A 26,093-nucleotide genomic window follows, 5' to 3' on the forward strand; every position below is an offset into this window, starting at 1 on the left:
CACTCAGAAATTGAAATTAATTAATTTCGTGTTAATAACACATCGTAAATTAACTGCAAACAGATTGTGCGGTCGGCACCGGAATCTGTTTGAAGCCCATGATCGTTCGACCCCGGAATCAAACGAGAGCATTGGGGCCCGTGCGGAAGGTCCAACTCACATGGTACGATCAAGAGCGTTTCGTCGCCTTGACCTGATCGAGGTGCGGCGTCAGTTGGTGCACGCGCGCAACCGGCATTCCAGTAATCGCGTTATCGTAAGGCGTATCAACAGCCTGCTATGCCGGATTTACCACTTGGATGGCATCGCCCCCAGCCAAGGTGAGCGAATTCGCAAAGCTGTTCAAATTGCGCTCCGAGGCACATCCGAAGGTTAGTTGATCTAAGTCAGGCCCTCGGATCAGAGAGGCAACCGCTGCCCAAGCTTGTCCTTCAGCTTAGTGCAAGCAGCAGCAGGCCCGGAGCGTCGGCGCGCGCGTCACCGATGCAATGACCAAAAAAATATCGGCTTTTGGCACCGGACCCGATTCCGGCCATGCTGGCGTAGAGTTGCGGACCGCAGCCGCTTGCGCAGATTCGTGCATTCGTCGCTGCCCGGATCTCTGTGCATCCTCACTTGCGGGGCAGTTGCACAGCGGATCTCGGTTGACCGATGTTAGCTCTATTCTGCGGCGTTGAAGCTGGGCTGGCGATTGCATGCCTGATTGGCAACGTTAGCCTCGATGGCCATCTGAAGCGACGAGGCAGACAGCAGTGCCATAGCCGATCGTTCTTCGGTCAGGCGCCTCTCAATGTACTGCCGTTCAACTTCGGTCAGCGTCGTTTCGAGCAGGCGCACATACCGATCTATGTTCTTCTGATATGTGCGCAAACGGACAATCTTCTCGTCCATCATCTTCCATCCGGGCGGGAATGAGTACGATATTTGAAAATATCTCTTGAAGAGATGTTGTTAAATACTTTATACCAATGCGTCTGATTTAAAATGGCAGATAAATCAGTGCGGGTCAAGAAGGGGTGTCTTCGATGAAATCGATCATGCTCACAGTCCTAATTCTATTCGCGATTTCAACCGTGGCGCCGCTCTATTCGCCACCAGCACTGGCGCAGCAAAACACACCCGACAAAACCAAGGGCGCTAAGAAGGGATGTAGGCCGGGGGCAAAATACGCTTGCTACTAAGTGAGGTCACTATTGCCTTCGGCTCGCGAGTCCGCAAGCAACAGCGGCCGGCTGAGCGAAAGTCGCCGACGAGGAAATCCTTGTTGGACCGCGCCTGGTGATGAAATGGCAAGCCAGCGTCTTCGGCGCTTCGACCAAGAAGCCGTAGCCTGGATCGAGTAAACCCGGAATTTGGTGCAGGCATCAGCGATGCAAGATTCTCTCTCAATCAAAGAGCAATTTACTGTCGGTGCTCGCATCGAGGTAAGACCATCTGCCGGGCCACGGTTGTCTGGCAGAACTGGGACTTTGATTGGTGCTGGATATCATCCCAAAAGCCTCCGGATCATATTGGACGGTTCAAAAACACCGATCACTCTTCACTTTGCATACGTTGAAATCGTAAGTGAATAATTCTGGACAATGCTACGGCAGCTTGGAGTGACGCGTTCATCAGCAGGCGGCCTATACAGGGCCGACTTGTTGATCGTTCGGGCCAAGGATTGACGCAGAGAGAGCCACGCCGACCACACAACTTTAAATAAGATTGAGGGTGTCATCCGTGGGGAGAGAAGGCCTATTGATCGCCGCACCGATAGCGTCAAAGATCAAAAGTGGGCTAGAGGCAGAGCCGAGGGAACGGCTGATGCCAAGAACTCTTCGAGAGCAACTTGACCAAGTTGAGTGCGATATCAAACTGTACATGGAATTTGATAAGGCAGAAAAAGACCGATTCAATCGCGAGTCTTACTTGTGGACCGCGGAGGATCGCATCGAGTGGCAGGAGATGCAATCCGACAATGCTCAGCGACTCCGAGAACTCTTCGAAGAGCGTGACGCATTGCGTAACCAGCTGGACCTGTAGCGACCTTTGTTTGAGGACGCCGAAGAGTCTTGCAGCGTTGATAGTAACGTCCCGCTCATGCCAGTTGAGAAACGAGAGTGACCAGCTCCGACTGGCGGTGCGCTCCCGTCTTCGAGAAGATCGCTTTCAGGTGATTGCGAGCCGTTTCGCGCGAAATGCCGAGGTGTTCGGAGGCGCTGTCGATCGATGCGCCAGTTGCAAGCAGCGCGGCCAATCGAGATTCGGCTCGTGTGAGGTCGAAGGCTTGGCCGATGAGCGCCGGGTCTGGCGCAGTGCGCGGGACGAGGTTGGATAGGATCAGCACGGCACGCGCTCCGAGGAAGACGGAACGCGCGGCGCCGTCCACTGGCAAGATGCGCAAGACAACCGGCGGCTTTGTCGTCCGACGAATGAGGATCGGAGAGGCGGGGATAGCGATGGCGTCAGGCGTAGACCGGATCAAGCTGATCAGCTGATCGAGTTTCGTCATCGCCTGCTTGTCGCGCAGAACGAGACGCCGCTCCCTGATGCGGATCTCATCGTCAAAGCCACAGTCGGCCACCTCGTTCGTGCGCAGGACCATTCCCTCTCGGTTGAGGACCAATGCAGGTTGACGAACACGGCTGAGGACGTCGGTCATCGACGTCAGCGCGACCCTGCCGACGGCGGTCGCGAGCGTGGCGGTCTCGGTGAGGCGCGGCGCCAATTGCGCGAGCAATTGCTTGTCGCGGGCCTCGAACATGCCCTCGGGTCCCGTTCGCTGGATCGTCAATGCCCATGCTGCGGTATCGGCCCAGAAGCCTATGCCGGCGAACCAACGGTATCCGAACGGAAATAGCACCTCGTTGTACATGGGATCGGAGCGGATCTGCTCCAGGGTCATCACGTCGAGGTCGGTCACGACCTCGCCCGCCATCATGCGCGGAAACCCCCTGGCGCGGGGATCCCTGAGATGCCAGTTATTCCTGAAGTAGAATTGGGTCCCTTCGTCGATCGATTCGGTGCGTGGGACGTCTGGGGTCCTGATGTCGCTCTGAAGCAGGAGTGCCGCCGACGCCCCGACCGCCTTGCAGATGTCATCCATGATGTCGCGCCACGCATCCGGATTCACCGCGGCTTCGCCAAGCCGATCGATGACTTTCGACAATTCCTGATCGTCTATCTTATTGGTCCTCAAGAGCGGCCCCCCTCCGCCGTGCCCAAGCATTCGTTGCAGCCGGCGAGCTTCGTTGCACGCCGTGCAGAAGGTCCACAACCGACCCTGGGCCCCCTCGAACGCGCTTCCCTGGTCCAGGATGTTCGTGAGGCGGCAGCTCGAAGCAAGCCCTGCTGCCTGCTTTTCCTGAAGAATCGCGGTCGACGAAAGTCTAATGAGATCGGCGCCGTGAGGCGGCGCCAGCAAGCTCTCAATGACCCATTCGGGTCATGCGTCGAGACGTGCCAACGCTATTCCATTGGCGAGGAATAGCCTTTGATCGAGGAATTAAGGCCTTGAGCCAGTTTGTTGCAGGTTTTCGGTTTCCGCTCATGCTCTGTTTCTGTGGGGACGCCTCGGCGCGTCAGAGTGTCGCAGTGCGGTCTGCAGCACGCGACGCGGCCCGGGGGCCGGCGCTGTCAACGGTAGCAATTCGTTTTATCAGCAGCTTGAGCGATCTGGCCCGATCGCGACAGGTGGAGAGCGCGCACATTTCATTTCGGTGCGGATTGCGCCGTGGCCCAGCGATGCGTCGATGCTCTGGCTCGGTGAGATGGCCGGCCGTCGCAAATCGGAAACGCATGATTTCGCAGCTGCACCGTTCGGTTCGCGTCCTGCTTAAGGTTAGCAGCTGTGCTGTCTTGACGCTGTCGCGCAACAATGGAAACAATTTGCAATTGTCAAAAACCTTTTGACGGTCCGCGATACGACTTCGACGTTCGACGCTGCATCACAATGCCTCGTCGAGCGGTACTTCAGTAGAACAATAACAAGACCAGTTCATTTCCAACTCGCGCCGTTGGGCTGACGGCGAACTTGAAAAATCAAAGAGGTTACGAAGGGGCTCACCATGAGGGACCGCACGACGTTACGCGTCGCGTCCATATCGCGTTCCACCATCGACGATTGAAGATTTCTCCATCCGCATAACGCAAGCCGCTTCCGCGCGCTCGCGAGCAATGCCTGTTGCCCTATCGAGGAAGATGAACCGCCATGATCATCAACGGCACCGACGCAAGCAATCAGATCGCCGGCACTAACGCGGCTGACGTCATCAATGCAAAAAACGGCGACGATACCGTCAACGCCGGGGCAGGCAATGATCTCATTCAGGGCGGCAACGGCAATGACAGTATAAACGCCGGTGCGGGCAACGACCTGATCGACGCCGGAAATGGCAACGACACGGTGGATGGCGGCACCGGTAATGACCTCATTTTCGGCGGCAACGGCAACGATACGCTACTCGGTGGGACGGGCAACGATCTGATCGGCGGCGGCAACGGCGACGACGTCATCGACGGCGGCGCGGGTCTTGACATCGTCAGCGGCGAGAATGGCAACGATACCCTCATCTACCGCGTTTCGGAGAATGTGGGTTCTTGCGATATCTATGACGGCGGCAAGGGCCAGGACACGCTCCGCCTCGTCGTCACGCAGGAACTGGCGAACTCGGCTTCGTTCAGGTCCGATCTTGCGGCAATCCAGGCGCTTATCGCGCGCTATGGCAGCGCGGACTACGCGTTCAGGAGCTTCAACCTGGCCATCGTCTCGATCGAGAAGGTCGAGGTCGTCATCGAAGGCGCGACCAATCATGCGCCGGTCGCAGTCGCAGATATCGTCTCCGTCACGGAGGATGCGACGACGGTTGCGAGCGGCAATTTGCTCGCAAACGACACGGACGCCGATGTCGGCGACACCCACATCGTGTCGGCGGTAGCGGGAGGCACCGACAACGGCACCACGATCACCGTCGTCAGCGCCTATGGAACGCTGGTCGTCACCAAGGCGACCGGCGCCTACACCTATACGCTCAACAATTCCAGCGCGTCCGTGCAGGCGCTCGCCGAAGGCCAGCAGGTAACGGATCAGTTCACCTACACGAATGCCGACAACCACGGAGGCACGGGCTTGTCGACGCTCACGGTGACCGTCACCGGCAGCAACGACGCGGCCACGATCACGGTGTCAGGGACCCAGGATATTTCGGTGATCGAGGCTGGCGGCGTTGCCGACGCAGTGGCCGGCGATCCCAACGCGTCGGGCCAACTCGCGGTGCACGACCTCGACAGCGGCCAAGACCATTTCGCCGCCCCGGCCTCCCTGGCCGGCGCCTACGGCAACTTCACCTTCAATCCAGCGACCGGTGCCTGGACCTATACGCTCGATCCTGCGAAATCGGATTCGCTCGTCGCAGGGCAGCACGTCACCGACACCCTGACGGTCGCCTCGGCCGACGGTAGCGCCACCTCTGATATCGTGGTGAACATCACGGGCGCCAACGACGTAGCCGCGATAGGCAATCCTGCAGAGCACAACGTCACCGAGGACAGCCAGCTGACGGCATCGGGGCAGCTGTCCATCAGCGATCCCGACCAGAACCAGGCCGCATTCCAGGCTGGCGTCATTACGGCACCGGGCAATCTCGGTGCGGTGACACTGTCTGCCGACGGTCACTACACCTATTCGGTCGATAACGCGGCGATCCAATATCTCGGTGCCACCGACACCAAGACGGAGACCTTCACCGTCACGTCGGCCGATGGCACGACCAAGGAGATCAGCTTCGATATCCACGGCGCGCAGGACGCGCCGAGCTTGAGCGTTCAGGACGCATCTGGCGCCGCCGACGGAGAGATCACGCTCAACGTCGCGGCCAGCAAAGTCGACCAAGGCAGCATCCTGTCGGTCAAGATCGAAGGTGTGCCGACGACGTTTGACGTCGAGAACGGCGTGGCAATCGGGGACGGCACCTGGCTCGTGACCGGCGATTCAATCTCCGAGATCGTCTTGATCCCGCACAATGCCGTCGGCAGCACGACCCCGTTCACGCTGAAGGTCACGGCCACCTCCGACGACGGCGTGCATCAGGCGTCGAGCTCGGCCGACCTCACGCTGACCGTGACGCCCGGCGCCAACGAGATCAACGCGCTGGATATTGACGGCTACATCGGCGGAGCCACGGTCTTTGCAGACGCCAACAACAACGGAATTCTCGATGCGGGCGAGGCGTTCACGACGACCCGGGCCGACGGCAGCTTCACGCTGTCCGGCGGATCCGGTCCGCTCGTGAGCATCGGCGGTGTCGACATCTCGACGGGACTGCAGGTCGATGGCGTGCTGAGGGCGCCGGAGGGATCCACCATCATCACGCCGCTGACGACGTTGATCGCTGCCTTGATCGACAGCACGTCGCTGACGGCGGACCAAGCCATGAACGCCGTGGCCGCCGCCTTCGACCTTGACCTCACCGGTATCGACTTGAGGTCGTACGATCCGGTGCCTGACGCGGTGAATAGCGATCCAACGGCGACCGCGGTGCTTGCGGCGGCCATCCAGGTCCAGAGCACGGTGGCGCAGGTCTCGGCCGTCGGCGTTGCGCCGGATACGGTCATAGCCGCAATTGCGGATGCGGTTGCGACCGCTCAGGCCGATCCGGACAATCCACTGCCCTTCGATCTCAGCTCGCAGGAAACGGTGCAGAGCGTGGTGGTGTCCTCTGGCGTCGACGCGGCGGCTGCGGCGACGGTTATCGAGGTCGTTGCCGCCGCGAACGACAGCATTCAGTCGGCGACGAATGTCACTGAACTGGCGCAGGCCGGCCAGGTCGCTCAAGGCGCGGCCGCCGACCAATTGGCCGCGACGAACTTTTCCGACCCGGATTCGGTAACCGAGCTCACCACTCTCTACGTCGACAACCTTGACCAGCAGGTCGAGAATGCCGTGCTGACGCCCGTCGGCAGCGCCCAGTTCGGCTCGCTCGGCGATGACGTGCTCTCGGGTGGGGGCGGCAGCGATCTCATCGACGGTCAGGACGGCAACGACCGCATCAGCGGCGGCGCCGGGAACGACATTCTCTTTGGTGGCGCGGGCAAGGATTATCTCACGGGCGGTGCCGGCGACGATGTTCTCGACGGCGGCCCAGGATTCGACCGCGCCGTCTATACCGATGCGACCGGCGGAGTCACGATCAATCTCGCGGCGGGAACAGCGTCCGGCGCAGGAGTGGATACGGACACGCTTGTCAATATCGAAGCCGCCATCGGCAGCGAATTCGCCGACATATTCAACGGCGCCGGATTCACCGGCGACGCGCGTGCTCCGGGCAGCCCCGTCGGCTACAATGAGTTCGAGGGCAAGGGCGGCGACGACACCATCATCAGCAATACCAACAGCCAGGGGGCGGAGCTCACGCGCGTCTCCTATGTGAGCGCGACCGGGGCGGTGACGGTGGATCTCGCCGCCGGCTATGCGCAGGGTGATGCGTCGGTGGGCCACGATACGCTGGTCGGTTCCGGCTTCAACGGCGTCTGGGGCTCAGCCCATGACGACACGATTCTCGGCAGCAACAATCCGATGTTCACCGCGGAAGTGTACTCGGGCTTGGCCGGTAACGACTATATCGACGGTCGCGGCGGCTATGACCGCGTCGACTATAACGTCGATCCGACCACGGCGACGGGAATCACGGTCAATCTGGCAGCCGGCATCGTGACCGGCGACGCCACCGTCGGAACGGACACGCTGCGCGCGATCGAGGCAATCCGCGGCACCAACTTCGCGGATACCTACAATGCCGTCGGTTTCGGCTCCAACAGCGTCAATGCCGGCTCGAATGGGACGTTCAACGAGTTCACCGGCAATGGTGGCAACGACACCATCACCGGCAATGGCTTTACGCGGCTCGGTTTCAACAATGCGACGGCGGGCGTCCAGGTCGACTTCGTGACCGGCATCGCCACCGGTGATTCATCCGTCGGCACCGATCATTTCACGGGCGTCAACGCCGTCCAGGCATCGATGTTCGATGATTCCCTTTACGGCGGCGCGACCAACGATACCTTCACCGGCCTTGCCGGCAACGATCATATCGACGGCCGCGGTGGCTTCGACGTGTCGTCCTACAACAACATCTTTTTCACCACGGGGAGCATCACCGTCAATATGGCGGCCGGCATCGTCACCGGCGATGTCTCGAACGGCACGGATACGCTTCGTTCGATCGAAGGCATTCAGGGCACAAACTTCAACGATACCTATGACGCGACCGGTTACGGCGTGACCGGGGACAACATCGGCAACAACGGGACCTTCAACCAGTTCGAAGGGCTGCGCGGTGACGACGTCATCACCGGCAACGGCAACACTCGCCTCATTTTCGCCAACGCCACCGGCGGCGTGACCATCAATCTCGTGGGCGGCACCGCTACCGGTGACGGTTCAATCGGTCACGACACCTTCACCGGTGTCAACAGTGCCCTCGGCAGCAACTTTGCCGACATTTTCGACGCGACCGGATTCTCTGGCCCGAGCGGGACCTCGTTCCAGGGGCAGGGGGGCGACGACCAGATCATCGGCAACGGCACGACCCAGATCCAGTACAACAACGCCACCGGCGGTGTGACCATCAATCTCGCGGCCGGTTCTGCCAGCGGCGACACGTCAGTCGGCCACGACAGTTTCAGCGGCGTGAACAGCGCCATCGGCAGCAATTTCAACGACGTCTATGACGCAACGGGCTTCACCGGCGTCAACGCGAATTTCAATTCATTCCAGGGCAACGCCGGAAACGACAGCATTACCGGCAACGGCAACACCCTGATTCAGTATGGCAGCGCGACCAGCGGCGTGACCATCAATCTCACCGCGGGTACGGCTGACGGTGACGGCTCGGTCGGCCATGACACCATCACCGGGGGCGTCTTCAACGTCTTCGGATCGAATTTCAACGATACGATCGTCGGTAGCGCCAGCAATGACGGCCTCTCCGGCAGCGGCGGCAATGACACGCTGGATGGCCGAGCCGGCAACGATTTCCTTAGCGGCGGAGCCGGTGCAGACACCTTTGTCTATGCGAGCGGCGGTGGTTTCGACTTCATCCAGGATTTCGTCCATGGCCAGGACAAGATCGATCTGACCGGAGTCTACGGCATCTATAGCCTCTCCGATCTGCAATCGCACGCGGAGCAGAGCGGCCCGAACACGATCATCACGTTCAGTTCCGGTGACGGGCTCACGCTTCAGAACGTCACTCTGAGCAGCCTGACGGCGAGCGATTTCCTGTTCGGAACGCCGGCCGCGCCGATCGTCGGCGACGACGACGCCAACAGCCTCGTCGGAACGGCAAATGCCGAATCCATCAGCGGCCTCGGCGGCAACGATCGCCTTCAGGGCCTGGGTGGCAGCGACCTCCTGGATGGCGGAGCGGGCTTCGACCGCGCCGTCTATACCGACGCGACCGGCGGTATCACGGTCAATCTGGCAGCAGGCGTCGCCTCAGGATCGGGCGTCGGAACCGACACGCTCGTTGGTATCGAGGGGGCGGTCGGCAGCAATTTTGCGGATACGTTCAACGCGGCTGGATTTACCGACTCGACCGGCCTGCCCGGCGTGGCAGCCGGTCAAAGTGAGTTCGAAGGACGTGGCGGCGACGACAGCGTGATTGGCGATCTGAACGCCCTGGGGCAGGCGGTGACGCGATTGTCCTATCTGAGCGCGACCGGTGCCGTCACGGTCGACATCGGCGCAGGCACCGCCGACGGCGACGCCTCCGTCGGTCACGACACCTTCTCCAATGTCTCGACCATCTGGGCCTCGGCCTACAACGACACCATCTACGGCAGCGACAATGCCGCCTTCACCTACGAGACCTATGAGGGTCGCGGCGGCGACGACTATATCGATGGCCGCGGCGGCTACGACCAGGTCACCTACAATTCGGATACGACGACGACGTCAGGCATCTATGTTCACCTTGCGGCAGGCGTTGTGAACGGCGATGCGACGGTCGGCACCGACACGTTGCGCAACGTCGAGGCCGCCCGCGGCACCAATTTTGACGACACCTTCGATGCGGCCGGCTTCGGTCAGGTTGGGGCGACCAATGTCGGCTCCTCGGGGGCCTACAATGACTTCGCCGGCGCCGGCGGCAACGACACCATCATCGGCAACGGCTTCACCCGCCTGAACTACCAGATCGCCGCCTCGAGCGTCAGCGTCGACCTCGAGACCAGCGCCGTCGGGACGACGAATGCAGTCACGGTCGCCGGCAGTGCCACGGGTGCGACCGAGGGAACCGACACCTTCACCGGCGTCAACGCCGTGCAGGGCTCGACTTTCTCGGACACGTTGCTCGGGAGCAGCTTCAACAACAATTTCACCGGACTTGGCGGTGACGATTACATCGACGGTCGCGGCGGGTTCGACGTTGCCATCTACAACAGCCTCAGCACGGTCACGGGCGGCGTGACCGTCGACATGGCGGCAGGCACGGCGACCGGCGATGCGTCGATCGGCAGCGATACGCTGCGCTCGATCGAGGGCATTCAGGGCACGGGCTACGCCGACAGCTACGACGCAACGGGCTACGGCCAGAACGGTGCTTCCAACGTCGGTAACAACGGCACCTACAACCAGTTCGAAGGCCTGGGCGGCGATGACGTCGTCACCGGCAGCGGCAACACCCGCATCATCTACGCCAATGCAACCGGCGGGGTGACCATCAACCTTCAGGCCGGAATCGCCAGCGGCGATGCCTCGGTCGGGCATGACAGCTTTACGGGTGTCAACAGTGCAACCGGCAGCAATCTTGCCGACAGTTTCGACGCGACGGGGTTCGCCGGGTTCAACGCGTTCCAGGGCCAGGGCGGCGACGATACCATCATCGGCAATGGCAGCACGCAGATCCTGTTCGGGAATGCGATGTCCGGCGTGACCATCAACCTCGCGGCAGGCACGGCCAATGGCGATGCTTCGACCGGCCATGACAGCTTCACAGGCGTCAACAGTGCGGTCGGCGGCAGCGGCAACGATACGTTCGACGCGGCCGGTTTCGTCGGGGCCAACTTCTTCCAGGGCGGCTCCGGCAACGATACCATCATCGGCAATGGCTCCACCCAGATCCAGTACGGCAGCGCCACGTCGGGTGTGACCGTCAATCTCGCTGGCGGTACCGCGGACGGCGACGGCTCGGTGGGTCACGACACCATCACGGGAGGGGTGACCAACGTCGCGGGCTCGAACTTCAACGACACGATCACCGGCTCGGTCAGTGGCGACCAGTTGTTCGGTAACAACGGCAACGACCTGATCAACGGCGGTGCCGGCAACGATTTCCTCGGTGGCGGTTTCGGCGCCGATACCTTCGTCTACGCCACCGGCGGAGGCGCGGACACCATCGGCGACTTCTTGCAGACGCAGACTGACAAGATCGACCTCACGGGCGTCGCGGGTGTCTCCAGCTTTGCGCAGGTTCAGGCGCTTGCCACTCAGGTTGGGCTGAACACGGTCATCGACTTCGGCAATGGCGACAGCCTGACGCTCTCGAACGTGACGCTCTCGAACCTCACGGCGGCCGATTTCATCCTGGGGCAAGGCGTCAACCTCACTGGCGACGGCAACGCGAACACGCTGACCGGCACGGCCTATGCCGACAGCCTGAGTGGCCTCGGCGGCAACGACCGCCTGAAAGGCCTCGATGGCAATGATTTGCTCGACGGCGGCCTCGGCTTCGACCGCGCCGATTATACCGATGCGACGGGCGGCATTACCGCAAGTCTCGCCGCAGGCTCGGTGACAGGTCCGGGTGTCGGAACTGACACGCTCGTGAACGTCGAGGGCATCGTCGGCAGCAGCTTTGCCGACACGTTCAACGCGACCGGCTTTGCGGGCAACACCGGCATTGCCGGCACGAATCTCGGCTTCAACGAATTCGAGGGCCGCGGCGGCGACGACAACATCACGGGAGCCACCAACAGCCTGGGTGCGCTGCTGACGCGCATCTCTTACGCCAACGCGACGGGTAGCGTGACAGTGGATCTGGCCGCGCATTCGGCGACGGGAGATAGCTCGGTCGGGACCGATACCCTGGTGGGCTCGGGCTTTGCCGGCATCGTCGGCTCCGGATTTGCCGACCAGTTGCTGGGCAGCACCAACGGACCGGGGACCGTGGAGACCTTCGAAGGTCGCGCCGGCAACGACTCGATCGATGGCCGGGCCGGTTTCGACCGGGCGGACTACGCGCTCGATCCGGCAGCCGTGGGCGGGATCAACGTTCAGCTCGCTGCGGGAACCGTGACGGGCGACGCCGCGACGGTCGGCACCGACACGCTTCGATCGATCGAATCCGTGCGCGGCTCGAACGACGCGGACGTCTTCAACGCCACCGGCTTCGGTGCAGGCAGCACGAATGCCGGCTCCAACGGGACCTTCAACGAATTCATCGGCATGGGAGGCAACGACAGCATCACCGGTAACGGCAACACGCGCATCGCGTTCACCAATGCGACCGGTCTCGTGACGGTCGACCTGCTGGCGGGCACGGCGAGTGGTGACGCATCCACGGGCAGCGACACCTTCAGCGGCGTCAATGCCGTGATGGCCTCGATGTTCAACGATGTCCTTTATGGAAGCAACAACACTGCAGCTACCGAGACGTTCACTGGCCTTGCCGGTGACGACTCCATCGATGGTCGCGGCGGCTTCGACGTCATCAGTTACAACAATATCTACTTCTCCACCGGCCCGGTAACCATCGACTTCACGGCCGGCACGGCGACCGGTGACAGTTCGATCGGCAATGACACGTTCCGCGGGATCGAGGGCGCCCAGGGCACGACTTTCAACGACGTCTTCACGGCGACGAATTTCGGTGCGATTGGCTTCCAGAATGCCGCCGTCAACAACGTCGGCAACAACGGCAATTTCAACCAGTTCGAAGGCTTGGCCGGCAACGACACCATCACCGGAAACGGCAACACCCGCATCATCTACGCCAGCGCGACCGATGCCGTGACGATCAACCTGCAGGCAGGAACTGCAACCGGCGGCAGCTCGATCGGCGCCGACACCTACACGGGTGTCAACAGTGTGACCGGCAGCAATCAGGCCGACACTTACAATGCGGCGACATTCGTCGGATTGTTCGGTACCTTCAATTTGTTCGAAGGCCTCCTCGGCAATGATACCATCACCGGCAACGGCAATACGCGCGTCTCATACTCCCAGGCAAGCGGAGGCGTTTCCGTCGATCTCTCGACGGGAGTGGTGAGCGGGGCCGCAGGCGCCGACGTCATCACGGGTGGCGTCAACAGCGTTCAGGGTTCCAATCTGGCCGACACGTTGGTCGGCAGCTCAAATGACGAGTACTTCTTCGGCGGTGGCGGCGCCGACGCGATCAGTGCCGGCGGCGGCAATGACGGCATCACCGGCCAGGGCGGCAACGACACGATCGACGGCGGCGCCGGCACCGACATGGTGATCTTCAGCGGGACGCAATCGCAATACACCGTCACGACGCCTGGACCGATTGTGGTTCAAGACAATACGGCGGGCCGTGACGGCACCGACAGCCTGACCAATGTCGAAGTTCTGCAGTTCAGCGACGGCATCGTGCTGCTGTCGTCGGGTGCTTCGGGCAGTCCGATTGATCTCTCGACGCAACAGCAGATCTCCGGCAGTGCGCCCGTCATCGGAACGGCCGGTGACGATTACCTTCGTATCGGGAGCAACATCTTCGGCCATCAGATCAATCTGGGGGGCGGGGTCGCGGATACGGTCTTGCTCAACGGCAGCGTCTTCGGCAACGGTTACACGCTCAATCTTACCGGCGTCGAGAATCTGGTCGGCAGCAATAGCGACGAATTCGTCAACCTGACGAACAACGCTGACGGATTGGTCGTAAACCTCGGTGGCGGCAATGACCATCTCGGCCTCGTGGGCGGTACCAACACGCTGAGCCTCGTGGACGTCGAGGGGATCGCCGGATCCGATTTCGGTGCGACGCCTGGCGTCAATGACGTGCTCAACTTGTCGACGACGGTCACTGGCCTGGAGATCAGCCTCGGCAACGGCGACAACACGATGAATCTCGCCGCCGGCGCGAACTCGTTCGTGAATATCTTCGATGTCAATCACGTCAACGGAACCGCGGGTGATGACACTCTCAGCGTGACCGGTGCGATCTCTGCTGCGAACGGGGTCGCAATTGACCTCGGCAATGGCGAGGACACCATCGTCCTTAACGGAAACTTCGCTGCATTTGCCGCGGTCGGTGTCGAGCACATCAACGGCAATGCAGGCGATAATTCCTTGAGCTTGACGGATAATGTCGACGGCATTGCCATCGACATGGGCGGTGGCAGCGATCTGGTTTCTCTCGCCAACGGCGTCAATTCGCTCAGCATCGTTGGCGTCGAAAACCTCAACGGCAGTGATTTTACCGGCAATCTCAACCCATCGGACGACACGGTCACACTCCTGAACACCGTGTCCGGCGTCACGGTCAATCTCGGCGAGGGTACAGCCAACGTGCTGAATCTCGCCGCAGGCAGCAATTCGTTCGACAATCTCTGGAACGTGAATCTGCTCAACGGGAGCTCGTCGAACGATACCCTGACGTTGAACGGCAGTCCGGCGAACGTGATCGATCTCGGCGACGGCAACGACAGCTTGACCTTCAACGCGAACGTCTACGACATCACGGTAAGCAACGTCGAAAACATCAATGCTGGCGCGAATTTCGACAGGATCACGATCGGCAATACGTCAGGCAACACGACGATCACTGCCGGCGCGGGCGCGGATGAGATCTTCGCCAGTGCGGGCCACGACAGTTTCCGTTTCGCCAGCATCGCAGATTCCGCCGCCGGTGCTGCCGACACCATTCACAATTTCGATGCGGGCAACGATAGCTTTACCTTCTCAGGCATCAGCATCGCCGGCGGTCACATCGAGTATGTGGACAGTGCGGCGCTCCTCGGCGCCAACCAGGCTTCGGCCCATTTGCAGAGTTTTGGGCCTGGCAACGACTACCTCCAGATCGATATCGACGGCGACGGCGCCAGTGATATGGACGTTAGCCTGCAAAACGCCACTGGCACGCTGCACAATGGCAACTTCCTCATCACCTAGGCTTTGGAGGCGTCGGGGCCCTATGGCCCACCGCGGCCGCCGGATATATGCGGCGCGCCTCAAAACAAAGACCGCCGCCATCCGGTTGCCCGATGTGGCGGCGGTCGTTAGTCCAGCCTGGCTCGGCCTCAGCCAAGCGCTCTCGAATTTACCAGGCGTACCAGTATCCCCACCAGCGCTGGGACACGGGCCGTGCCTGCGCCTTCATGGCCGCGACTTCCTCGACCGGGCGAAGCTGGGGACCATAGATCGCGGGCGGGTAGACATCATCCCACAGCACAACTCCGCCTTGGACGGAAGCCGCCCGATGATGCGCCGGACCAAGCGCGAGCTCGGCGGCTGGCGCCACGGATGCCGTCAAGGTGAGGCCAAGGGCAGACAGGGCAATGCATGGAATAAGCACGCGGAAGTTCATTGGATTGAATCCCTTCTAAATGCGATGCGAAATAATGCGACGGCTCCCGGACGGTTGCAAGGGCATCGGTCGACCGATCAGCCCGAAATTTCCCATTGCGGGAGGCGAGGTCAGCTCGAAGCGCTCCTGTTCGACGATAAAGGCCCGGCCCGCAAGGTCGCAAAGGCTTCTCTATATAGAGAGAGTGATCGTTGCCGACCGAGATGAGAGGTGGGAAAGGACGATCTGACACGGCACCGCATTGCATGCACACAAGAAGTCGAGGCGTGAACAATCTTTCGGCGCCGGGAGCCATCGAGAATCATGATGTCGACACACTGCTCGGTCTTGATGTGTCCCCGGACTATCCGGGACGACTCTCCATGGCTTCTGCATTTGTCTCCGCTTCCATTTTTGGCGCTGGCCTCATCTTGGGATATGCGCTGCGTGCTTGGCGCGTCCAGCGAAGGGCTGCAAGTTCCGGTGAGACCTCGACTCCCACCTCAACATTCGGCCATGCCCGACGAGCCTTTTAGGCACCGTCCGGCTCGTCGGCGGGCACGCGGGGGTCTCACTGAAACGAATGGGGGCATGACGAGATGAGTGAACCCAAGAAGGACGCTCCGCGGCGATACATCGTGGATGGCGCGGGACAGCGTGTTCTCGTCGGCCTGACGATTTCGGAGACGGTCGAGTTCGAAACGCTGGACAATCCGGATGCGCGATTGCGCGCCGGTTTACCTGACCAGGAGCGTCGTCTGCAGCAGAACGAGCACGGCGCGCGTTGGCTGGAGCTCTACGTCAAGCATGAGCGAGCCTGGAACGATTGGATGGCCGAGACGCGTGCCCGGCCGCAGAAGCCCTGCTTGCTCAATTAGGCAAGTCCTCAATTAGCAAGGCGCTTCACCTCTGGGCGCCGAGGCCCATTCGACCCTCGTCGCGGAAGAGGCTTTGGCAGATGGCAAGCGGTTGCCAGATGTCACACCGCGAGCATGCGGCTTCCCTGGATGCTCATCAGGGTGAGATTGCCGGTCGCATAGGCGCCGGTATCGATGTTGGCGCGGTTATTTCGCACATCGGCGTTCCGCACCGGCGTGTGACCGTGCACGACATATTTGCCGAAATGCTTTTTGCTCTCCAGGAACTCCTCGCGAATCCACAAAAGATCGTTCTCCTGCTGTTCGGATAACGCCACGCCCGGTCGAACGCCCGCATGCACAAAGAAGAAATCCCCGCACGTAAAGCTCAGCCGCAGATTGTCCAGGAATTCCAGATGCTCAGTCGGCATTGCGCGAATCAAATCGCGCAAGATCGACGTCGGCTCGTCGCGCTTCAAGTCCGGCGGGGCGAGCCCGTAAGACATCAATGTCTGGCTCCCCCCGACGGCAATCCAGTCCGCGAACAGTGAAGGGTCTTCGAACACGCTCACCAGAAATGCCTCGTGATTACCCTTGAGGAAGACCGCATTGCCCCGGCGACTACGCTCGACCAGGATGTCGAGGGTGGCGCGCGTGTCCGGGCCGCGATCGATGTAATCGCCCATGAAGACCTCGATCGCATAGTGCGGGCGGCTGCGAGCCACGTCGGCGTCGATCACCCGCAACATCGGCTGGAGCAAGTGCGCACAGCCGTGAATATCCGAGATCGCATAGATGCGAATTCCCTCCGGCAGGTGCGGCTTGTGGATTGGCCGACGTGGTCGGGCGAAAGATATCATGGCGCACAATCGATGAGGTGGTCGAGAAAATTTCCCCAAGTCGCCGGCACCTGAGAACTCCCCCATCTGACGCGAACAATGTGCGGTGAATAGGGTAGCGTCGTCGTTCTCCGGCTTGATCACGCCAAAAGAAGGGCGGAACTTTTTGCCTACCTGTTTGCAACGGGTCGAGCGAAGAGCGGTCCGTGGAAATTGCATCGCTGAACTGCAGAGCGCGGCAAAGATGCATGCCTCAATGCAAATCCTACGATGCCCTCGTAGTCAGAAATTGAAGTTCCCGCAAATACTGTTCGCAGTCTCGCAACGGATCGGCGCCTCAAAGATGAGCGAAGACGCGCTCGCGCGAGCATTAAAGCATCGTGTTGGATGTGGAACTCGATTCAAAATAGGGCAGCGCGTCGCCGATATGTCAGCACTGTGACGAGATTTTCAGCGCGTCGGATTATCACTTCTCATTCGACGCGACGCATCAGTGCATCGCAAAAGTTTTGCATGCAGCGCCACAATGTCGCTGCGATCACTTAACACCCTTCGTCTGGGAAGCGGCAAATCTTCAGCATCACAATGACCGCCAGGCACTCTCCACACGTAGAGGATCGAATGGTTGTTGCAACTTATGGTTCTGAAAGCACCTATGCGGTGTCCTCCGCACGGGGCACGGCTCTTCAGAGGCCCTTTCAGCTTCTCGTCATCGCGGCCGACCTTTTGCTGATCTTGCTCTGCTACGCGGTGGCGTCGGAACTGTATAGCCTCGCTACGCCGTCATCTGGAGACGGAGCGCCCATCGGCGCCGGACTGATCGTCAGCGCAGTGTTCGTTGCGATCGCATATTTTCAGGGTGTGTATGCAACGCACCGTTTGCTCAGCCTGGTCTGGCAATTGCGCAAAGCGGTGATCATCTGGCTGGTGTCACTGACAATCCTTGCTGTCGCGGCGTTTCTATTGAAATCGTCGGACAATTTGTCCCGCGGCACGTTCCTTATCTTCACCGGCGTTGGCGGCGTTGGGTTGCTCAGCCTGCGCTTTGCGTGGCAGTGGGCGCTCGGCACGAGCTTTGCCAAGGGCAGATTGGTCGATCGCAAGGTTGCCCTGCTCAGCCTGAAGCCGCTTGATTTCACCTCGAGCCGTTTCAAGGACCTGCGCAAGAACGGATTCGACGTGGTTCGCCATTTCGTGCTTCCCGCTAACAGCCATGGGAACGGCTGGGAGAGGCAAATCCGCGATGTCATCCTCCAATCCCGTGCAGCAGATGTCGAGGAGTACCTGTTGGCGGTTGACTGGAACGAGCTGCCGTCGTTGCAGCAACTCGAACTGCACCTGCGCGCCGTACCACAGCCGATCCGTCTGTTGCCGGATAACTCGATTGCAGATCTGGTATCGCGTCCGTTTTTGCCGGTCAGCGGCACGGTGGCAATCGAGATTCAGCGACCACCGCTCAGCGTGTTTGAACGTCTCCAGAAGCGCTGCCTCGACGTCGGCCTGGCGTTGTTTTCGCTAGTGGCCCTGGCGCCGGTGCTGATCACCGTCTCCATTCTGATCAAGCTGGATTCGCCTGGGAGCGTGATCTTTCGACAGTCGCGCCGCGGCTTCAACGGCAAGCCGTTTGACATCTGGAAATTTCGCAGCATGTACGTGTGCGAGAATGGTCATTCGATTGCTCAAGCAACCAAGAGGGACGCGCGCGTCACGAGGATTGGGCGCTTCCTCCGCATGACCAGCATTGACGAGTTGCCCCAGCTCTGGAACGTGCTGCGCGGCGACATGTCGTTGGTCGGACCGCGCCCACATGCGCTTGCCCACGACAACTATTATGACGAGATCATCAGCAATTACGTATACCGCCACCACATGAAGCCGGGCCTCACGGGCTGGGCTCAGGTTAATGGTTTCCGGGGCGAAACGCCGACCATCGACCTGATGGAAAAGCGGGTAGAATATGACGTTTGGTATGTAAGGAACTGGAGCATTTGGCTCGACCTGAAAATCATGGCGCGCACGGCGGCTACCGTCATTTCACAGGAGGCGTACTAGGTCAGCGCCGGCGTCATTGGCGCCGCGGCGCGGACTCATAGGCGCTGAGCTAGATGCGGATTGAGGCGAGAGCTCCTTGTGGAGCCTTTCAGCCGTCGCGCCAATCACCAAGTTTTAGGTCTTATGCCTACGCGCCCTGTTCCACAGCCGCATGATGGCCTCCCGTATTGCGATCAGCCGGGGCATCAGGACGAAAAAAACTCCCGTTGCGAATGATCCGAGAGCGTGGCGAAGGGAGAATTGTTCGTTGTGATCGAGCTGGTCTTGATGCTTTTCGATCGGGACGGGCGCAAGGATTGTTCCTGACCTGTTGAGCCGCGATCGCGCCCCGCGGGGAGGAACCACGATGAGCACGAATAAAACGTTGAGCAGTAGCCAGATGCTTAATATGGCAAGTACCGTCATCCAGTCCCACCGAAATGCAAGAGTATGGGGTCAAATTAACCGTCGGAACCTCAGAAGGAAAGGGTGCACAGCGCTGTTGCAATGTAAGTCGGCTCCTTTCAGCCGACGAGTTCCCGGAGATACTCTATCTCAATCACCTCACGCACGCCTTCATCAATCCGCGCAAACATCGGCTACGACAATGACCGTCGTTTGTGGACTCCGTACCACTACGGTTGGCGCTGGACCTATGGATCGCGCGAGCGCTAGGTGAGTTCGCCGGCGGCGGCAACCGCCCCCGTATTGCGCAAGAGGATTGATCGTGAAAAGAAAACGCGCGGCAGCGCGCCAATCATAACCGTTTTCCTGAACGATCGAAGATCTGTAATCTATGAGCGAAGCGGTCAACTCCGGCATCACCCCAGATCGACCGGTGAGGCTGGGTTCGGATGAGTGCAGCGAAGCGAGTGCTTGTTCCGGGCGAAGTTCGCGCCTCGTGTTTTGGTGCCGACGGCTCCCCGCACTTCATCAGGTGTCCTGTCCGAATTCAACCGCGCAGTGTCGCCAGGAAGGACGGGTCGATCGATTCAACGGCATCCTCAAGGAAAGCCTTGCCCAGTTTTGATGCCCGCCGATAAGCGGACACCAGTGCCGATCTCGACCCAGGTCGGCGAATTAGGATGAGCCGGACGTCATTGCGTACGAGGTCCTTGACATCGGGAAGGGCGAGTGCGTCGAAGCGGGCCGCCATGTCGATCCGCACCGGCATCAATCGCGCGTCGTTTGGTGCGACAAAATATGCCATCTTCAGGGCCTCGACCACGACCGGATCGTACGGGTCGCGCTGGACTTGAAGCAGAGCCAGTGCCAGCCATAGTTCGGGTTTGTAGGGCGAGATCGACAGCGTCCGCCTGACCCGGCCGAGAGCATCGGGCGCTATTGATCGCAGGATCGTGGCCCTTTGCTGACCGGACTCAATTGTCTGTAGCGCGGCGATCAATGCATAATTGCTCTCCAGCTCTGATCCAAACGGCGAGCGCGTTCCCAACAATGAGGGGGCGTCTCCAGTCCACCGCGCCCCAATCTCGGCCGCATCTGCGGGAAATGTTATCCGCCCCAGCGCCGTCACCTCCGCTACGGCCGACACGATCGCATAGGATCCGACCGTCAAGGCCGACGCCATCAGAAGAATGCGAAATCTGCTCGATGAACTCATTCTCGATGCCCAATGTTACGGTCGCGCGGATGCCGCCGAGTGGTTGGCGCCACTGGTCCGTCCCACGGACTGTGCAAGTCCAACTCCGACCATCACCGCCACGATCGCTTGAATCGTGGGGTTTGAGAGACTTGAGTCAAGAAAGCTCTCGCAGAGTACAACGACAACGCCGGCGGCCGCGGCGGCCGCGAAAAAGGAATCACGTCCTCGCCGAACGGCGCCGCGAAAGCTAACAAGGAAGAACTGGGCGGCGAAGACTACCAGGATGGCGCTCGCCAATCTTCCCGCCTCGACAGCCATTAAGACCGCGGTGGAAGGAGGGTCTGCCAGCGCAGCGCCGAACTCCTGATAGGCTCTCGAAGTCAGCCTAAAGGTTCCGAGACCATTGCCCCACGTCGGTGCATCAGAGAGCAGGTGCTTTGCCGGCGCAACTGCTTCCGGGGGGAGGCTGACGAATCCAAGCAGGCCCAAGCCTCCGGATAGAGTGTGCGGCACAGCCATCGCGCTGGCGACCGCTGCAAGGACCAAGAACAATAGCGCCGAAGGCCAAAACCGAAATCCCAAGCGCCGGACAGCGGCTATGAACACGAGGACCATCAATCCGCAGCCAGTAACCGCCACCAATGTGTGTTGTTCGAGGGTCGCAAGTGCGGCGAATGCTACGGCAATTCCTAACAGGCCGCAGAAAACGCCGACCCACAGTTGGGGCGAGGCCAGATTGTGGATGTTCTGCTGGTGCAGGTGGCGTTCGAGTGCCCGGGCGACGAGCGCGCCATTTGTCAATATCGCAAGAGCGGCTGCTGCCGGAAACAGGTTCGTAGCTGCGCCGGATTGGGGAATGATTCCGGCGAATAAATCGAGCCGGCCGAGTAGGAGCTCGACTGACATGAGGGTCGTCACTGCGCTCAATACGAACAGGATCGTTTCGGCCATACGGCGATCCCTGGCGATGATGATGGTCGACACCAGGAGCGACACATCGACCAGAAAGAGGAACAGGCTTTGCAACGTCGCGCCCGTATCAACGCTGATGCGGCCCGGCAGCGATGGCTGATTCAATGCGATCGAAGTCGCCGACCAGATCGGGTTCGCAAGCGAAGACATCGGAAAGATTTGCAACGTCATCCAGACGACCGGAAGCAAGAATATGAGGAGAAATTGCTTCAGCAACTGCGCGGCCGACGCGATTTGCGCCTCCGGACCTCTTGTTGCCATTGCCATCATTAACGCAGTAGCAAGTGAAATCACATGCTGTGCGAAGGACCCGCTTGTGATGGCCAAGATCGGAGTCGCGGCCAGCAATGTGATCAAAAGCCAGGAAGCGATGAGCAATCGGAGAACCGTGAGACGTGGAAGCGGGAATGGAGTGCAGCATTGCACAAGTGGGACATTGATACGCGTCGCATATCCGAGCATGCGAGGCCACCGTCGTCTCGGTGATGGATGGCCGGATAGTTGCCACTATAAAGCATCATCACACGCGGCCTGCCAACTGGTCACATGCAGTCGATTTGCGGGATTCGCGCGGCATGACAGTTCCGTGACCGGCTAAACTATCGAGCATAGCAGTACTGCGACAAGTAACGGAGAGCCGTCGCCAGTCCAGCCATCGGCACCGCGCCGCGGATCGCGCTCGGTGTGGTCCCAATTTCAACCGCAAGCTCGTTTGCGGTCTGCCAGTCGCTGGCAGCAAGCTTCGAGGCGTCGGCGGGTAGTAGGAGCGCCACGCCGCCCTGGATCACAGATGCCTGGAACTCTGCGCGCTTCTCTCCTGCTATGAGGGCTACGTTCGGTCGCGCCGAGCGGGACAGTGGCTCGAGTACAATGAGTACAATTTCGATGCCACTCTTCCCGCATTGCAGGCTCAGACCAGCAAGGCGCGTATCCGACTTGGCACTATCGACGACATGCATCACTGAAATGGCATCGGCGCCGCCGTCTGGATTTTTGCTCTTAACTAGTCGCCATCCGCTCTCAAGCTGTGTCGATTGGCTGCCGGACTCGATCTGCTTGAACGCCTCTTCGTCGCAACGTCGACGCTGCTCGGCGCTGATGCCAGACCCGCAGTTCAGAATGCCCGGACGCACCGGCTCGGCTCGACCAGGAGCCGTCGTCATCAAGAGACCAGCACCGAGCAGAACTGAGCGCACCATCAGAAGCGCCGACCTAACATGCGCTAGCGCCAAATCATTCATGTTGTATCCAAGGGCCCTGTAGTGCTGCCCACCGCTCCGGATCAAGCATCTGACGTCAATCGACGTAACCATACCTCTTGTAGTATCGATTGCGATAGTAGGCTGCGCCGTACGTATCGTAGCGGCTCATCACCGACACGTTCACCTTGTTAAGAACCGCACCGAGCATCCGCTCGCGCACAACCGGCGTTTCGCCTAGCACGCGCTCGACGATATCGATTTTCGACTTCGCCCATTCGATGACAAGGATATAGGAATCAGCCAGCCCCCTGGTCGCCCGAACGTCGACGACCGGCGCCAGCGGGCTAAGATCGAGAACGATGCGATCAAAGTGCTGCCGTAGTTGCTGGAACAGATCGTCCATCTGTTGCGAGGCCAGCAGGTCGCTCGAATTCGAGAAGCGGGATGTGATAGCACAAGGAAGAAAATGTAGATTCGTCTGCGGGTCGATCCAGACCACGTCCCTCCAGTCGGCTTGGCCGATGACGACATGGATCAAGCCGTCCTGCGCAGCCGGAGTAAGCCTTGCGGTGAGGCTGGGGTTGCGGATGTCGCCATCGATCAGCAGCGTACGGCAGCCGCTTTGCGCCAAGGTCTGCGCCAGCGCTTCGCTGACGGTTGACTTTCCCTCGTTCGGAAGAGCGGAGGTAATCCCCAGGACCTTGTTGGACCCTGCACCGAAATTTGCGAAATCGCTGGCGAGCTTGATCGACCGAAATCCCTCCGCGAAGCGTGAAAACGGGGCATTGATCACGTGCCGCCCGACGCTCTCCTCGGTTGAAAGCAGACGGTCGCGATGCGACTGTTGGTGGCTGAACGCGGGCGCGGACCCGTGGAGTGGCAACGTCGTGCCGGATGCCCCGTGACTCGGTGATGCCTGCTGCGGTTTGGGCTTGTCGCGTTTGCCGAATCGCCAGGCCGCTTTGCCCGATTGAGCGGAATTCGCTTTGATGGCACCCTGCTCTATGACCGGGATCGAAGCGAGACAGCGGGTATCCACGAACTGCTCGACCTGCGAAACGGTACGGAAGACGCGATCCATCATATCAAGCAGGATTGCGACGAGAGCTGCGAGAATCGACCCACCCACAATCGCCGCAAGCAGGATGAGTGTCGTTCTTGGCGACGTCTTGTTGGGAAGAGTCGACGCGGCCTGACTGATCACCCTCGCTTCGGTAACGGGAAACGACTGCTGCTGAACCGAGACCATGTACAGTTGCAGGAAGTTGTCCGATAATGCGCGAGCGCTCTGAGCGTTGCTTTCCAGATCTCTCAGGATGATTTGGGCCTGGCTGGTATTATTCGAGACCGCGATCGTATCGTTCAAGCTCTTCTGGCTGGACTCCTCGCGCGCCTTGGCAATTTCAAGGTCACTCTTGTAGACCTCGGCCGTGCGTCGCAGTTCGTCAATGATCGAGCGTCGGATTTCTCGCATCTGGTTGCGTAAATTGACAACCGCCAGATGTGTCGATCCATACCGGTTCGACCAATCGGCTTGCTTGGCCGCGTACTCGAGATAGGTCTGGCGCAATTTGGTGATGACCGGGTTGGCCATCGTCTCGCTCACAGTCGCCAGTTCATTCAGAATGACCTTGGAATCGTCGCTGTCCGTATTCAATATCGCGGTGATGCGTTCGAGCTTAGCTTGTGCCTCCGCACGCTGGCTACGCGCAGCCGTCAGCGAAGTATTGATTTCAGCGAGTTGCTGCTCGGTGAGCAGTCGCCCGCCGGCGTCGACGATGTTGTTCTTGGCCTTGAAATCCGCGACGGTGCGTTCAGCGGAAGACGCCTGCGATCGCAATTCCTTCAATCGGTCCTGCAGCCAGACCGCCGCCCGTCTCGAGGCCTGATATTTCGATTCCAACGAGTCCACGATATAGCCGTCGGCGACCGCGTTGGCGATCCGTGCTGCCAGGTCCTGCGACAATGCCTGAAAGGAGATCTCGATAACATAGCTCACGCCGACGCGCTTGATGCTGAGGCCGCTCGCAAAGCGAGCGAGTGCCGCGCGCAGTATTTGCTCTTCCGTGGGCGGGGTCGACTCGGAGAATATTCCGGTAATCGCGCTACTGATGCTGCTGAGCAATCCGCCACCGTCGCTCATGAAGTCTGCCGACTCCGCAAGTTTCAGGTCCTTGATGACTTTGGAGGCGATCGCTTCGGACTTGAGAAGTTCGACCTGACTGTCGACCATCGCCGAGTCGATCGGGTTGTCTGCGCCGCTCGCAGGCGCTTGCGTCTGCAGGCCCTGCATCTTGCGGCTGTCGATCATCAGGATGGCCGTTCCGGTATATCGCTTCGGCGCCGTGAACACGTAAACGCCGGCAAGACAGATGCACAGGAGCAGCGTGAAAATCATCACTGGATACTGGCGGCTCACCAGCGCAAGCGCAGAGGAGATGGTCTGCTCCAGCGATGGAGCCTCTGGTGCGGTGGTTTCAATCTCGCGAGATGTGATTTTTTGAAGCATCCGGCCCGCCTACCCAAATCTCTGTGAATGCGGCATCAGGCTGGCCGTGCCGCGGCTGAATTCGTGAACGTTAAAGCGTCACGTAGAAGTTCCTGCTGGTAAGAATTCGACACGTCGGATGTGATGGTCGACGTCGCAGCGCTCGAGGGTTGACCTGTGCCATCGAAGCTCTCGGCGAAACACCTAGCCAGATCGTTCGACACGTTGTTGGTCAGAGAAGTTTCGGCAACGCTGCCGGCCCTTTGTCGGTGCTGCTCGCCGCAAAATCGTCACAATGCCCATCTCCGTCAACTCTGCCAAAAAGCGACTTTCAAGATCGAGACGAATTACGCCGCCTGAGAAGATCATGGTCGCCCACGAATTGGGCAGGGTTCCACGAATCTCACGTGCCGAGCCGGTGGACAGAGTCCGACCGGCCTCGAATTCTGCAATGCAATATCGACCTGAGTGTGACGGACAAGCATGAGGATCTTGCAACTGGCACAGGCAAGGCGAATCCGGTCTCGCGGTTGCGACTGAGCACGTGACGGCGGAATGCGAACGAGTCCGGTTTCGGAGCATCCACTATGGTGGCGAG

At 60.1% G+C, this 26,093-nt stretch carries 12 protein-coding genes; 4 read left to right on the forward strand and 8 right to left on the reverse strand.

Translation table 11 applies throughout. The annotated features are described in order from the left end of the window. Positions 1 to 660: 660 nt before the first annotated feature. A complete protein-coding gene (locus tag AAE027_RS11795; protein ID WP_091894168.1) occupies positions 661 to 894 on the reverse strand; it encodes a hypothetical protein in 234 nt (77 codons plus the stop codon). 846 nt (positions 895 to 1,740) lie between these two features. Between AAE027_RS11795 and AAE027_RS11800 the strand changes: the two genes are divergently transcribed. Next, positions 1,741 to 2,025, forward strand: coding sequence for a hypothetical protein (locus AAE027_RS11800; protein WP_245471518.1), 285 nt, complete (start codon positions 1,741 to 1,743; stop codon positions 2,023 to 2,025). A 55-nt stretch (positions 2,026 to 2,080) separates the two neighbouring features. Here the strand turns inward: AAE027_RS11800 and AAE027_RS11805 are convergent, their stop codons facing one another. Then, the gene (locus AAE027_RS11805) at positions 2,081 to 3,406 is read right to left on the reverse strand and encodes a helix-turn-helix transcriptional regulator (RefSeq protein ID WP_370988176.1); all 1,326 of its coding nucleotides are present in this window, start codon (positions 3,404 to 3,406) and stop codon (positions 2,081 to 2,083) included. Positions 3,407 to 4,192: 786 nt separating this feature from the next. Here AAE027_RS11805 and AAE027_RS11810 point away from each other — a divergent pair. Beyond that, the gene (locus tag AAE027_RS11810) at positions 4,193 to 15,109 is read left to right on the forward strand and encodes a VCBS domain-containing protein (protein ID WP_370988177.1); all 10,917 of its coding nucleotides are present in this window, start codon (positions 4,193 to 4,195) and stop codon (positions 15,107 to 15,109) included. A gap of 148 nt (positions 15,110 to 15,257) precedes the next feature. Here the strand turns inward: AAE027_RS11810 and AAE027_RS11815 are convergent, their stop codons facing one another. Continuing rightward, the gene (locus tag AAE027_RS11815; protein WP_370988179.1) at positions 15,258 to 15,458 is read right to left on the reverse strand and encodes a hypothetical protein; all 201 of its coding nucleotides are present in this window, start codon (positions 15,456 to 15,458) and stop codon (positions 15,258 to 15,260) included. 644 nt (positions 15,459 to 16,102) lie between these two features. On the opposite strand from AAE027_RS11815, the gene AAE027_RS11820 reads away from it, so the two are divergent. After that, complete coding sequence (locus AAE027_RS11820) at positions 16,103 to 16,381, forward strand: hypothetical protein (protein WP_370988180.1); 279 nt, start codon at positions 16,103 to 16,105, stop codon at positions 16,379 to 16,381. A 101-nt stretch (positions 16,382 to 16,482) separates the two neighbouring features. Here the strand turns inward: AAE027_RS11820 and AAE027_RS11825 are convergent, their stop codons facing one another. After that, on the reverse strand, positions 16,483 to 17,220 hold the full coding sequence (locus tag AAE027_RS11825; RefSeq protein ID WP_370988181.1) for a metallophosphoesterase family protein: 738 nt from the start codon (positions 17,218 to 17,220) through the stop codon (positions 16,483 to 16,485). 600 nt (positions 17,221 to 17,820) lie between these two features. Here AAE027_RS11825 and AAE027_RS11830 point away from each other — a divergent pair. After that, on the forward strand, positions 17,821 to 19,251 hold the full coding sequence (locus tag AAE027_RS11830) for an undecaprenyl-phosphate glucose phosphotransferase (RefSeq protein WP_370988182.1): 1,431 nt from the start codon (positions 17,821 to 17,823) through the stop codon (positions 19,249 to 19,251). A gap of 931 nt (positions 19,252 to 20,182) precedes the next feature. Here the strand turns inward: AAE027_RS11830 and AAE027_RS11835 are convergent. From AAE027_RS11835 to AAE027_RS11850, 4 genes are all read right to left on the reverse strand, one after another. Next, positions 20,183 to 20,851, reverse strand: a complete 669-nt coding sequence (locus AAE027_RS11835) for a hypothetical protein (RefSeq protein ID WP_370988183.1) — start codon at positions 20,849 to 20,851, stop codon at positions 20,183 to 20,185. A 15-nt stretch (positions 20,852 to 20,866) separates the two neighbouring features. Further along, positions 20,867 to 22,183 (reverse strand): hypothetical protein, encoded by a 1,317-nt coding sequence (locus AAE027_RS11840; protein ID WP_370988184.1) that lies wholly within the window; start codon positions 22,181 to 22,183, stop codon positions 20,867 to 20,869. Between the two features lie 221 nt (positions 22,184 to 22,404). Next, positions 22,405 to 23,046 carry a hypothetical protein gene (locus AAE027_RS11845; protein ID WP_370988185.1) on the reverse strand — a complete coding sequence of 214 codons (642 nt, stop codon included), beginning with the start codon at positions 23,044 to 23,046 and terminating at the stop codon, positions 22,405 to 22,407. A gap of 55 nt (positions 23,047 to 23,101) precedes the next feature. Then, positions 23,102 to 25,516 (reverse strand): polysaccharide biosynthesis tyrosine autokinase, encoded by a 2,415-nt coding sequence (locus tag AAE027_RS11850; protein ID WP_370988186.1) that lies wholly within the window; start codon positions 25,514 to 25,516, stop codon positions 23,102 to 23,104. Positions 25,517 to 26,093 lie beyond the last annotated feature (577 nt).

The sequence above is a fragment of the Bradyrhizobium sp. DN3 genome, assembly GCF_041357655.1.
Taxonomy (GTDB): domain Bacteria; phylum Pseudomonadota; class Alphaproteobacteria; order Rhizobiales; family Xanthobacteraceae; genus Bradyrhizobium.

Bases quoted from the DNA above. Each gene is read 5' to 3' on its own strand.
- AAE027_RS11795 (WP_091894168.1), bottom strand. From the start codon at position 894: ATGATGGACGAGAAGATTGTCCGTTTGCGCACATATCAGAAGAACATA.
- AAE027_RS11810 (WP_370988177.1), top strand. From the start codon at position 4,193: ATGATCATCAACGGCACCGACGCAAGCAATCAGATCGCCGGCACTAAC.
- AAE027_RS11820 (WP_370988180.1), top strand. From the start codon at position 16,103: ATGAGTGAACCCAAGAAGGACGCTCCGCGGCGATACATCGTGGATGGC.
- AAE027_RS11825 (WP_370988181.1), bottom strand. From the start codon at position 17,220: ATGATATCTTTCGCCCGACCACGTCGGCCAATCCACAAGCCGCACCTG.
- AAE027_RS11830 (WP_370988182.1), top strand. From the start codon at position 17,821: ATGGTTGTTGCAACTTATGGTTCTGAAAGCACCTATGCGGTGTCCTCC.
- AAE027_RS11835 (WP_370988183.1), bottom strand. From the start codon at position 20,851: ATGAGTTCATCGAGCAGATTTCGCATTCTTCTGATGGCGTCGGCCTTG.
- AAE027_RS11845 (WP_370988185.1), bottom strand. From the start codon at position 23,046: ATGAATGATTTGGCGCTAGCGCATGTTAGGTCGGCGCTTCTGATGGTG.
- AAE027_RS11850 (WP_370988186.1), bottom strand. From the start codon at position 25,516: ATGCTTCAAAAAATCACATCTCGCGAGATTGAAACCACCGCACCAGAG.